The organism is Meiothermus cerbereus, from assembly GCF_051297115.1.
GTDB lineage: Bacteria > Deinococcota > Deinococci > Deinococcales > Thermaceae > Meiothermus > Meiothermus cerbereus_A.
The window spans coordinates 1-11,560 of record NZ_JBEVAL010000084.1 but is presented as its reverse complement, the minus strand read 5'-3'; the positions used below and the strand labels follow the sequence as shown (position 1 = coordinate 11,560).

Below are 11,560 nucleotides of genomic sequence, written 5' to 3'. Positions count from 1 at the left end.
CTTAGAAATCGTTCCCTCCGTGTCCCTGTCCATGTTTTTCAACTTTTGTCGTGTACTTAGCTGCTGGGTTTTTCCGAGGCCAGTATGCTCGACTTGCGCTACTATGGCATCCGGGTGAGCAGCATCCTGCCCGGCTCGGTAGACACACCCTTTGCGGGCAACAGCACCGGGGCCTCGTGGAAAATTCAGCCACAAGACGTTGCTCAGGCTGTGCTGTACCTGTTGCAAAGCGACCCTCGGGTCATTCCCAGCCAGGTTGACCTGCGCCCCAGCCAGCCACCCAAAAAATGAAGTGATTGCAAAAGTGAAGCCAGGAGGAACAAAAATAAGTCAATGCTCGGACAAATGTCCCTGGTAGGCCCAGCCGACCCTCTTTAGCCGAACCGGCAAAACCCCCTCGAGCACGCATATCTTGAGGTGGGCTTTATTTTTTGTTTGGGGGGGATCAGTCCCTTTACTTGCATTGCGAATGTAGTAAGATACCCTAGACGCAGAAGGCAGATTTCCAAAAAGGGTCGTTGAGGACATCGTGGAAACGCTGCCATCGACTGCCGTCGAAGCGCTCTGGACCATGCTTTGCAGCATGGCCTGGCACAAGGAGGAAGACATGAGGAAAGGCATTTTGATTGGGGCTATAGCGGCCCTGGGTTTGTTGGGCTCGGCCATGGCCCAGGGTAAAATCACGGTTTGGACCCACTACGGTGGCCCCGAACTGGCCTGGCTAAAGCAAACTGCGGCCAACTTTGCCAAGAGCAGCGGCACCCAGGTAGAGGTGGTGGAAGTACCCTTTGGTGATATTCAGAACAAATTCATTCTGGGGGCACCCCAGGGCCAGGCCGCCGATCTGGTGGTGAGCATTCCTCACGACTGGGTGGGCGCCATGGCGGCTGCGGGTGTGCTCGAGCCCATGGGCAAATATGCCACCAGCAGCTACATCCAAAGCCTGTCGGATGTGGCCGTTGATGCCCTGACCTACCGCAACCAGCTGTTTGCGCTGCCCATGTTTGCCGAGTCGGTAGCCCTCATCTACAACAAAAAGCTGGTCAAAGAGGCCCCCAAAACCTGGGATGAATTCCTTAAAGTAGCCCAAGAGAACACCAGGGGCAACTCCTTTGGCTTCCTGTACGACCTGGCCAACCCCTACTTCAACTATGGCTGGTTCACGGCTTATGGGGCCAGCGTATTTGGTCGCACGGCCCAGGGGGTAGATGCCAGCCAGACCCGTCTGGGCGGTGAGGCAGGCGTTCGTGCGGTGAGCTTTATCAAAGACCTGCGCTACCGTTACCGCCTGATTCCCGAAGGGGTCGACTACGGCGTGGCCGACAGTGCCTTTAAAGAAGGCGCACTGGCCATGATTCTCAACGGCCCCTGGGCCATTGGTGACTACAAAAAAGCCAACATCGACTTTGGTATTGCGCCCATGCCTAACCCGCCGGGTGGTGGGCAGTGGCGTCCGTTTGTGGGTGTGCAGGGCGTGGCTATGAACGCCTACTCGCGCAACAAGACCGCTGCCGCCAACTTTGCCAAACTGCTCGTGAGCACCCAGAACCAGGTGGCCTTCAACAAGGCCGGTGGCCGTCTGCCGGTATCCAAGCAAGCGGTGCAGCAACTGCGCAACGACCCGGTGGTGGCCGGTTTCTCGGCGACCATCGCCCTGGGCTCGCCGATGCCCAACATTCCCGAGATGGGTAAGGTGTGGGGCCCCTGGGGCAACGCCCTTTCGCAGGCTGTCCAAAGAGCCGATACCAACGTAGCTCAGATTGTTGCGTCCATGGTGGCCGAAATTAACCGGGGTTTGTCGGGACGATAAACCTTTATCCTCAGAACCCCCTTCCTGAGAAGGGGGTTTTATTTTTTCAATAAAAAATGTGCATGCCCGCATCATAATCAATAGCCAGATGGGCTACGCTTTTTTTAGTTGCGCTTTGTGGCGTTTGGGGAGACCTTGATGCGGCGTTTTTGGTGGTTCGTTGTGGTGGCAGCCACCTTTGGCTTGTTGGCTGCTGTGATCCATGCCCAGCCGGTACAGACCCCCCGTACCTTAACCGCCGAGATGCGCGCTGCCCTCGAGCAGGTCTATGTGCGGGCTCTCCCGGCAGCTGTGCGCATCGAGACTATTCCTGAGGGCACCGGCTCCGGTTTTTTTATTAGCGCCGATGGGCTGGTCATGACCGCCTATCACGTGATTGAAGATACCCGTAGCTTTCGGGTGATCAACTCCAAAAACGAGTCGTTTCCAGCCGAACTTGTGGGCTATGATGAGTTTCGTGATATTGCCATTTTGCGCGCCAGGGTAGGGGGGTCTGTGTCGTTTTTGCCGCTCGAGACCGCTACCGGCCCCCGCGTGGGGGAGCCTTTGCTGGCTATAGGTAACTCGAGAGGCCAGTTCATCGCGCCCCGCTATGGGCTGGTTAATACTGTCGAGCGCGACATCTTTCCTTTTTTCAATTCCATTGCTATCTCCACCACCATCCCGCTTGCCCCCGGCGACTCGGGCGGCCCGGTGCTGAACCTAGCCGGGCGGGTGGTTGCGGTGGTGGTAGCTATCGGCCAGCCTGACGGGGTTTTTGAAAGCTACCTGTCCCCCCTGCAAGGGCTGGGCGAGGTGATCGTGCAGCTACAGGCCGGACGTAAGCGCGACGTGCCCTACATTGGGGTGCAGCTTTTCCAGATAGACGACGAAACCGCGGCCACCTTGCGCATTCCCAAGGAAGGGGTGCTGATCCGCAGCCTGCTGCGTGGTGGCGCTGCCGAGCAGGCGGGTTTGCGTGGGTTTTCAATCCGGCGTGAAAACGGCCAGGAGGTCTACGACTTCGACGTGATCCTCGAGGCCGATGGCCGCCCCTTTAACGACGTTACCCAGCTTCAGCGCTACATCCGCAGCAAAGAGGTGGGTGACAGCGTAACCCTGACCATACGGCGGGGCAATCAGATTCTCAAAATTGAGCTAAAGCTTACTGCCAATCCAGCCCGGCGCGGTTGATTGTTGACCTAAGTACACCGTCACAAGGTTGTTCCAACTGTTGAGCTTATCTGAACGGGCTAACGATTTATCACCTAGGGCTATGGAGTTTTGACAATTGATGTGCTGGATTCTTGATATACAAGTACTCGTAGCTACAGAACCGAAAATGCGGTGAAGCCTACCGCTTTTTCTTTTTTTGCTTTGCTATTTTATCTACATTTACTCTTATTCCTACACTAACTCTACGACGTTTGGTACGATTTGCCCTAAGCTCAGCCCGCTGTGTCAAAGCTTGAATAACTTCCATCTTGAGCCCTTTTAACTTCGCTTTTTTGCCGTTTTGGGGTTCAGCAGGAGTCTTTTCTGGCGAGGGTGATGGTTGCATCAATTTTGATTGCAGGTTCTTTTTAGCTTTTCGCCTTCGCCGCTTGGTGGGAATTCCCTCCCCGCGCCCAGTAACAAGTACAATACCCCCAGATCTCGGAGTGAAACCAAACCGATTTCGGGTTTTTATTTTCACAGAAAAATTATACACCTTGTCCATTGCATCTGAATCTCGTCGGGTCTACGATAAAACGAAACGCTCTTACAGGAGGTCCAATGGAACGCCCATCCAAAGAAGTTATCCAGGAGAACCGCGACTACACCTTGTTTTCGTGGTCGGTGCAAAGCAGCGCGAACCCCATCCACATGACGCGCTCAAAAGGCGTGTGGTTCTGGGATGGCGATGGCAACAGGTGGCTGGACTTTAGCAGCCAGCTCATCAACATCAACGTGGGCCACCAGCACCCCAAGGTGCTCGAGGCCATCAAGAAGCAGGTGGACGAACTGTGTTTTGCGGGCCCCAGTTTTGCTACCGAGCCAAGGGGGCAGCTGGGCAAAAAGCTGGCCGAAGTAACCGGGCTGGCTAAGTCGTTTTTTTGCCTGGGTGGGGCCGAAGCCAACGAAAACGCCATGAAAATAGCCCGCTTGTACACGGGCCGCGACAAAATCATTACCCGTTACCGCAGCTACCACGGGGCCACCATGGGCGCCATGACCGCCTCTGGCGACCCCCGGCGCTGGCCAGTGGAGCCGGGTATTCCGGGTATTGTGCGGGTTTTTGACCCCTACTGCTACCGCTGCCCCTTTGGCAAAAGCCCGGATAGCTGCCAGCGGGAGTGTGTGAGTCACATCGAAGAGATTATCCAGCTAGAAGGCCCCCACACCATCGCGGCCATTATGGTCGAGGGGATTACCGGCTCCAACGGGCTTTTGGTGCCACCCGATGACTACTACCCCAGGCTGAGGGCTTTGTGCGACAAGTACGACATCCTGCTCATTACCGATGAGGTCATGAGCGGGTTTGGCCGCACCGGCAGGTGGCTCTCAACCCAGCACTATGGCATCAAGCCTGATATCGTGACCTGCGCCAAGGGCCTCACCAGCGGGTACATGCCGCTTGGGGCGGTGATTGTTTCCCAGCCAATTGCCGACTTTTTTGAAGATCACATGCTGTGGGGAGGCCTGACCTACTCCGGCCACCCGGTCTCGTGTGCTGCCGCTGTGGCCAACCTTGCGGTTTACGAAGAAGAGCACCTGTTTGAAAACACCGAGGAGCAGGGCAAATACCTTGGCGAGCGCCTCGAGGCCATGCGCAGGAAATACGCTTGTGTGGGGGATGTTCGCTACATTGGGCTGTTTAGCGTGATCGAGCTGGTGAAGGACAAAGCCACCAAAGAGCCCCTGGCCCCCTTCAACGGCACTTCCCCCGAGATGCAAAAGCTGGCTGGCTTCCTCAAGTCCAGGCACATTTACGCCTTTAGCCGCTTCAACATGCTCTGGGTCTGCCCGCCCCTGGTGATTGACCGCGAGGAACTCAAATACGGCCTGGACGTGATTGAAGAGGGCCTGGCCCTGGTAGACGAGGCGCTGGGGGTGATGGGCGCAGCGGCTGATTAGCGAGGGGATAACCCTGCTATACAAAGCTGTGCTAAGTGGGTCTTTGTCGCCAGGGTCGGCGGTAAAAATCAGGGCAAACGCCCTGGCTGCGCTCGGCTGGGGTCGGGCAGCCTGTTTGCATAGCAGCTTGGTGGTATGCGCACCCTGGCCGAAGCGCCCAGATTCGCTTGGGTCAGGACTGGCGGCATACAGGCTTCCCTGCTCATATGAACCCCACTCCTATTTAGTACAGCTCGGAACCGACTGGCTGCAGCCCCTGGCAGTGCTTCAGGTAGGCTCCAGCAACAGGAACGAACCAAATATCAACTGTACGCCGGGCCATAGAAGCGCTTCCATCATGTGCTCATCTGGGTTAGACTACCCATGCTATGAAAATCGAACGCGCATTTGGCCTTCTACTTCACCCCACCAGCTTTCCGGGCCGTTGGGGGATTGGGGCTTTGGGCCGCGAAGCGGAGCGCTTCCTGGACTGGCTGGCCTCGAGCGGGGCCCGCTGGTGGCAGGTTTTGCCTTTGGGCCCTACCAGCTACGGTGACTCGCCCTATCAGTCCTTTTCGGCTTTTGCTGGCAATCCTTACCTGATTGATCCGGAGATGCTGATTGAAAAAGGCTGGCTCGAGAAAAATGAAGAACCACCGCCGTACCCAGCCGAAAGCGTCAACTATGGCTGGCTTTACGAGACCCGCTGGCCCTTGTTGCGGCGGGCTTTTGCAGGGTTCCAGGATAGGGCTTCGGCCCAGGATAAAGCGCTACTGGCGGCTTTTGTCGAGGCTGAGCAGCACTGGTTGGAAGATTACGCGCTCTTTATGGCGCTCAAGACCCGTTTTGGCGGCAAACCCTGGAACGAGTGGAGCCCCGAGCTGCGCGACCGCAAACCGGCTGCCCTGGTCAAAGCCCGCGAGGAGCTGGCCTACGAGGTAGCCCTGCACGAGTGGATTCAATGGCTGTTTTACTCCGAGTGGGGAAAAACCAAAGCCTATGCTGAGTCGAAGGGCATACGGATTATCGGCGATATGCCCATCTTCGTAGCCTTTGACTCCTCGGATGTCTGGGCCAACCCGCAGTACTTCTACCTCGATGCAGACGGCAACCCCACGGTGGTGGCGGGTGTGCCACCGGACTATTTTTCTGAGACCGGCCAGCTTTGGGGCAATCCCCTTTACCGCTGGGACGTAATGGAGCAGGAGAACTTCGCCTGGTGGATCGCGCGCATCCAGCAGTCGCTCAAACAGTGCCACCTGGTGCGGATAGACCACTTCCGCGGCTTTGAAGCCTACTGGGAAATTCCTTTTGGTATGCCCAATGCGGTCAAGGGGCGCTGGGTCAAGGCCCCAGGCGAAAAACTGTTTTCCGCGCTACGGGCTGCGCTGGGTGACGCACCCATTATTGCCGAGGATCTGGGGGTTATCACACCCGAGGTGGAGGCCCTGCGCGATGGCTTTGGTTTTCCCGGCATGAAGATTCTTCAGTTTGCTTTTTCGGATGAGGGGAACCTTTTTTTGCCGCACAACTACCCGCCGGATGGCAATGTGGTTGTGTACAGCGGAACCCACGACAACGACACCAGCCTGGGGTGGTTCCGCACCGCTCCAGAGGCCGAGCGGGCTTTCATGCGTGATTACCTGGCCCGCTACCATATCCGCTGCTTGTCGGAATACGAAGTAGCCGGAGCCCTGATTGAGCTGGCCTTCAAGAGCCCAGCCAGGCTGGCCATAGCGCCTTTACAGGATGTGCTGGGGCTGGGAACCGAAGCCCGGATGAACTTTCCTGGACGCTTGGGGGGCAACTGGTCTTGGCGCTACAGCGAAAGCGACCTCGAGCCCGGTCTGGCTGCTGGTCTGCGGGCCCTGGCCGAGGCCAACCAGCGCGCTTGAGGTACTGCAAGCACCCTTGACCACAAGTCTGTGGGTGGGTTTTGATACCGTAGGGGCAACGATGAACATTGCCGGGGTACTCGAGACCTGTGTGTATGCGACCGACCTCGAGGCGGCCAAAGGCTTCTACCAGGGGCTTTTGGGCCTGGAACTGTTTGCCCAGCAGCCTGGGCGACATTTGTTTTTCCGGGTAGGGCCAGGGGTTTTCCTGGTGTTTAACCCCCAGGCCACCCAGCAAGAGACCGTCCTGCCCCCGCACGGGGCCCAAGGCAGCGTGCATGTGTGTTTTCGGGTGGCAGCAGAACAACTACAAGACTGGGCGGAAGTGCTCGAGGCCCACGGCTACCCCGTAACCTGGGCCAACTGGAAAGCCGGCCCTAGCCTGTACGTGCGCGACCCTGCCGGCAACCTGGTCGAGCTGGCCCCCGCGGCGATATGGGGCCTGCCCGATAGCTGAGGGCCCTGGATGGGCTTCACATCACATCCCCAGCACCTGGTGCGGGGTGGCAATCAGGTCGAGCTTACGCTCGGGTGGGCAGGGCAGCACATCAAAAACCATCAGGGTGTGGGCCAGGGAGACCCAGGGAGCGGCCACCTCGAGGTTTTTGTAAGGGAAGCCGTACCCCTTGCCGATCCAGTTCCGCTGCTCATCTACGGCCACGCTCCCCACCAGAACCAGGTCTATGGTGGTCTGGCTCAGGTCAATGGGTTTGCCAAGCTGCGCCACCTCCCGTACCCGCTTGAGCTGGTGGGGCAAGAGGCCCTCGAGGCTCAGGTAGCACCCCGCTTTGTCGGGATGGGGCATGACAACGATTTTTCCAGACTTCAAAGCGGCCTCGCGCAGCGGCTTGAGCACCTGGTCGGGGCCGGCCAGGATGACCGTGGCCAGTTGCCATAGCTTCAGGCTCATCAAGCGCTCGGCGGCGCGGCTGGCCCCCACAAAATTGGGATGATGCCCGTGGGGTGGGGTCGGGTAGGTTGCGGCCCTGTTCTGGGCCAGGGCATTCCACACCAATTCGCGTACTTCACCTTGTGTCACGGCGGCAGTCTAGCGCATCCGATAACCTTTTAACTAACCCTGACCGGTCAAGAGCAGACCTAGAAAAGCGGCATCGGAGAAGGCGGTTCTACGCCCGGCCAGACTTTCCACAATGCCCTCGGCCTGCCGCACCACTACCAGCTTGAGCTTGCGGCTGACGTAAAGGCGCTGCTCACCTGCGCCGGCAGCGATAACCAGGTCGTCGGGCAGGTGGGGGGTGCTGGCCAGGGTGTCCAGTTCTTGCCCCACGCGCCCAATGACCGACCGCTGGGCCGGGCTGATGGGACGCCCCAACCACCAGGTCAGGCCGTAGAGGGGGTTGACCTTCGAGGGCTCAAAACACTTTTGCAGAAGTGCTTCGTCTATCAGGCGCTGACCTTGCCAAACCCCCCCTTGCCGCACCAGCTCACCAAACCTGGCCCAGCTACGGGCGGTCAGGCGGGCCCCGGAGGGGAGATGGGGGTTGCCGTCGGGCCCCCGGCGCCAGAAGGCGTACTCGAGGCCAATCGGTTTGAAGATGCGCCGGGTCAGGTACTCGAGGGGGTCGCCCTTCAGCTTCCGGCGCATCACCTCACCAAAAATCTGAAAGGGAATGGGGCCATAGGAAAAGCGGGTGTCTGGAGGGGCCTCGGCAGGGGTCTCGAGGGCTGCCCGATAGGTGGGGGGACGAGCCAGGTTGCCGCCGGGAATGCCGCTGGTGAGATGCAAGAGCTGGCGCAGGTTGATTTGCGAGCGCCAAGGGTGGCCTTGCCACTCGGTCAAGGTCTGGGCCAGGGGCTCTTCCAGCCAGAGCAGCCCGTCCTGCGCGGCGGCTACGGCCATTACCCCGCAAAAGCTCTTGGTGCCGCTGGCCAGCTCGTGGGCGCGGGTGGGGCTGCCGCCATTGGGGTAGTCCTCGAACACGGTTTGACCGTCTACCATCACCAAAAGCGCGATGCCCCGGTTTTGGGCAGAATAAGCTGCTGCAAGTTTGTGGAATAGGGGGTTGTTGGGGTCGGGTACGGTTTGGGCGAATCCCCCGGAACCTCCCAGCAGGGCTGAGGCCAGACCCTTGAGCACGGTTCGGCGGTGCATGGCAGAAGCCTACTACCCAGGCCTTAAGTTTAGCTGAAGCGGAGGGGCGTCAATTCGGGCAGCTTTTTCAGATGCTCCCGGAAGGCCTCGAGGGTGGCTTTACGCTCGGCCTCGCTCATCTCTCCTGGCCCGTAGGCGATAAAAGGTGGCAGCACCTCGAGGCCGCAATAGGCAAAAACGCCGTAATGGATGGGCTCCAACACCCGCATCAGGTCGCGCTGGGGGGCCTGGCGAAAATAATCCTCGCGCGCTCCTACCGTCAGGCTGAGCATGGCTTTTTTGCCGCGCAGAAGTCCATTTTCAAAGGAACGTTCGTCGTCGTAGGCAAACCCGTAAGCAAAAACCCGGTCAATCCAGCCCTTCATAATAGCCGGCATCCCGTACCACCAGTCGGGAAACTGGAACAACAGCAGGTCGGCCCGCCGAACCTTTTCGATCTCGGGCTGGATGTCTTGCAGATCGCCCTGTAGCTCCTTTGCGCTGAGTACCGGATTAAAGCGCATGGTGTAGAGGTCGGAAAGCAGAATGCTGTGCCCAGCCTGGCTCAAAGCCCGCACCGCCAGGTCGCGCATGGCGGCGTTGAAGGAGTTGGGGTTGGGGTGGGCATAAATAATCAGGACATTCATCGGTTCAAAGCCTACGGCTAAAGGCCGCTGGGCTGCAGCGGGACGAAGGTCATCGGTATAGCTCTCGGGCAATCACCAGTTTCTGAATCTCGCTGGTGCCTTCGTAAATCTCGGTAATCTTGGCATCGCGGTAGTAGCGTTCTACCCGGTACTCGCGGTGGTAACCATAGCCCCCCAGCACCTGTACGGCCTCGCGGGTTACATTCACGGCCACGTCGGAGGCAAAAAGTTTGGCGGTGGAGGCCTCGAGGGTGTACTTCTCGCCACGGTCTTTTTTGGCGGCGGCTTCCAGCACCAGGGCCCGGGCGGCGGCAATGCGGGTATGCATCTCGGCCAGCTTGAAACCGACCCCCTGGAACTCCCGAATCTTCTGGCCGAACTGGGTGCGCTCATCGGCGTACTGTTTGGCAATTTCGAAAGCGGCCCGGGCCATACCCACCGCCTGGGCGGCAATGCCAATGCGCCCTGAGTCCAGGCCAGCCAGGGCCTGGGCCAGCCCGCGCCCTTCCTGGCCCAGGAGGTTTTCTTCCGGCACAAACACCCCCTCAAAGCGCACCTCGCAGGTATGGGCGGCGTGCAGACCCATCTTTTCTTCAGGGCTGCCAAAGCTAAGGCCGGGGGTGTCTTTCTCCACAATAAAGCTGCTGATGCCGGCCTCACCCCGGGCCATGACCACGTACACCTGGGCCTGCCCGCCCGAGGTGACCCAGCTCTTGAGGCCGTTCAGTTCCCAGCCCCCCGGCACTTTTTGGGCCGAAACCTTGAGGGAGGCCGGGTCGGAGCCGGCGTGGGGCTCGGTGAGGGAAAAAGCCCCAATCCACTCGCCTTTGGCCAGCGGCACCAGGTACTTCTTTTTTTGCGCCTCGCTGCCGAACTTGCTCAGCATGTACTGGGGCAACCCCGAGGTGACCGAGAGAATCACGGCCACGCTGGGGTCAGCGGCGGCGATTTCTTCCATCGCCAGGGCCCAGGTCACCGAGTCGAGCCCGGCCCCGCCCCAGGCCTCGGGGGTGGTCATGCCCAAGAGCCCCAGCTGGGCGAGCTGTTTGAGTTGGGGCCAGGGGTACTGCCCCGTGCGGTCGTACTCCGGGGCCATTTCCCACAACACCTCACGGGAAACGGCCCGCACCACATCCAGCACCATTTTTTGATCTGCGGTCAGAACGGCCATGAATATATCGTATCACGCTCTTTGTGCACAAAAAGCGTCATAAAAGGTCGTTACCGAACCACCTTGGCAAAAGCCCACATCGGCGCCTGTACGGCTGGCATAACAGCGGATGGGCCATAAGATGGTTCATATGCCGAGGTTGCCAGAACGACTGCTGATGGCTGCGGGTCTAAGTTTGTTGCTGTTGCCGCTGGGCCTGGTTATTAACCCCGAGCTTGGCCTGGGGCCGCTGGCGGGGCTATGGCTAAGCGGAACGCTGCTGGGATGGTTGGGCCTGAGTTTCCGAATTTTGCTTTGGGGGAGTGGGCTTTGTGCGGTGTTGATTGCGGCAGTGGTGTTTACCCCGCTCACCAGGACCTTGGCAGAGGGTTTGATTGTGAATGAAGCCCCGCAAAAAGCCGACCTGATTGTGGTGCTGGGGGGCGGGATGCACTGCGGGGTGGGGGAGCTCGAGGCCTCCTCGCTGGCCCGATTGGAGAAGGGCCTCGAGCTCTGGCGGGCCGGGTATGCCCCCCGCATCACCCTCTCCCCCACATTCCGCACCCCTCAACCTTGACTTTAGGATTTTGGGGTGGAAACCAATGCTGATCTTCAGGTCTACGTCTTGGCCCACCTGGGTCTGGTGGCTGGAATCATGGATCGGATGAAGCTGGTGGAGACGGTGGATCATCAGGTAGGGACACGCCCCAACGAGAAGGTCTCCACCGGCGTGGCCCTGAAGGCCGCTGTGCTGAACGTCCTGGGCTGTGTTTCTTCCCCCCTCTACCTGTTCAGCCACTTTTTCCAGGGAAAACCCACCGAGCTTCTTTGAGGACCGGGGGTCACCCCCGAGTTCCTCAACGACGACCGCATGGGCCGGATGCTGGACGA

The 11,560-nt window shown here is 59.1% G+C and carries 12 protein-coding genes and 1 pseudogene; 8 read left to right on the top strand and 5 right to left on the bottom strand.

Annotation, left to right across the window (positions count from 1 at the left end; translation table 11 throughout):
- Positions 1-84 precede the first annotated feature (84 nt).
- The 3 genes from ABWU19_RS13010 (at position 85) to ABWU19_RS13000 (ending at position 2,983) form a co-directional block, all read left to right on the top strand.
- Positions 85-291, top strand: coding sequence for a hypothetical protein (locus ABWU19_RS13010; RefSeq protein ID WP_435902099.1), 207 nt, complete (start codon positions 85-87; stop codon positions 289-291).
- Between the two features lie 316 nt (positions 292-607).
- A complete protein-coding gene (locus ABWU19_RS13005; RefSeq protein ID WP_435902100.1) occupies positions 608-1,810 on the top strand; it encodes a sugar ABC transporter substrate-binding protein in 1,203 nt (400 codons plus the stop codon).
- Positions 1,811-1,948: 138 nt separating this feature from the next.
- Positions 1,949-2,983, top strand: coding sequence for a S1C family serine protease (locus tag ABWU19_RS13000; RefSeq protein WP_435902098.1), 1,035 nt, complete (start codon positions 1,949-1,951; stop codon positions 2,981-2,983).
- Between the two features lie 160 nt (positions 2,984-3,143).
- On the opposite strand, the gene ABWU19_RS12995 is transcribed toward ABWU19_RS13000, so the two are convergent.
- Positions 3,144-3,485, bottom strand: coding sequence for a hypothetical protein (locus ABWU19_RS12995; RefSeq protein ID WP_435902097.1), 342 nt, complete (start codon positions 3,483-3,485; stop codon positions 3,144-3,146).
- An 80-nt stretch (positions 3,486-3,565) separates the two neighbouring features.
- Here ABWU19_RS12995 and ABWU19_RS12990 point away from each other — a divergent pair, with 80 nt between their 5' ends.
- The 3 genes from ABWU19_RS12990 to ABWU19_RS12980 all read left to right on the top strand — a co-directional run bounded on the left by ABWU19_RS12990 (position 3,566) and on the right by ABWU19_RS12980 (position 7,237).
- Positions 3,566-4,906 carry an aminotransferase class III-fold pyridoxal phosphate-dependent enzyme gene (locus ABWU19_RS12990; protein WP_435902096.1) on the top strand — a complete coding sequence of 447 codons (1,341 nt, stop codon included), beginning with the start codon at positions 3,566-3,568 and terminating at the stop codon, positions 4,904-4,906.
- A gap of 368 nt (positions 4,907-5,274) precedes the next feature.
- Entirely contained in the window at positions 5,275-6,780 is a 1,506-nt protein-coding gene (gene malQ, locus ABWU19_RS12985) for a 4-alpha-glucanotransferase (protein WP_435902095.1), read from the top strand.
- Between the two features lie 61 nt (positions 6,781-6,841).
- A complete protein-coding gene (locus ABWU19_RS12980; protein ID WP_435902094.1) occupies positions 6,842-7,237 on the top strand; it encodes a VOC family protein in 396 nt (131 codons plus the stop codon).
- Positions 7,238-7,258: 21 nt separating this feature from the next.
- On the opposite strand, the gene ABWU19_RS12975 is transcribed toward ABWU19_RS12980, so the two are convergent.
- The 4 genes from ABWU19_RS12975 to ABWU19_RS12960 are packed head-to-tail and all read right to left on the bottom strand — an operon-like array spanning position 7,259 to position 10,690.
- The gene (locus ABWU19_RS12975; RefSeq protein WP_435902093.1) at positions 7,259-7,819 is read right to left on the bottom strand and encodes a 5-formyltetrahydrofolate cyclo-ligase; all 561 of its coding nucleotides are present in this window, start codon (positions 7,817-7,819) and stop codon (positions 7,259-7,261) included.
- Between the two features lie 33 nt (positions 7,820-7,852).
- Positions 7,853-8,893: a serine hydrolase domain-containing protein gene (locus tag ABWU19_RS12970; protein ID WP_435902092.1), complete on the bottom strand. Its 1,041-nt coding sequence runs from the start codon at positions 8,891-8,893 to the stop codon at positions 7,853-7,855.
- Between the two features lie 29 nt (positions 8,894-8,922).
- The gene (locus tag ABWU19_RS12965) at positions 8,923-9,519 is read right to left on the bottom strand and encodes an NAD(P)H-dependent oxidoreductase (protein WP_435902091.1); all 597 of its coding nucleotides are present in this window, start codon (positions 9,517-9,519) and stop codon (positions 8,923-8,925) included.
- Positions 9,520-9,568: 49 nt separating this feature from the next.
- Positions 9,569-10,690, bottom strand: a complete 1,122-nt coding sequence (locus ABWU19_RS12960; RefSeq protein WP_435902090.1) for an acyl-CoA dehydrogenase family protein — start codon at positions 10,688-10,690, stop codon at positions 9,569-9,571.
- 130 nt (positions 10,691-10,820) lie between these two features.
- Between ABWU19_RS12960 and ABWU19_RS12955 the strand changes: the two genes are divergently transcribed.
- Both ABWU19_RS12955 and ABWU19_RS12950 read left to right on the top strand, forming a co-directional pair.
- Positions 10,821-11,246 (top strand): YdcF family protein, encoded by a 426-nt coding sequence (locus ABWU19_RS12955; RefSeq protein WP_435902089.1) that lies wholly within the window; start codon positions 10,821-10,823, stop codon positions 11,244-11,246.
- A 15-nt stretch (positions 11,247-11,261) separates the two neighbouring features.
- Positions 11,262-11,498: pseudogene (locus tag ABWU19_RS12950) on the top strand (DUF4277 domain-containing protein); the annotation flags it as partial.
- Positions 11,499-11,560 lie beyond the last annotated feature (62 nt).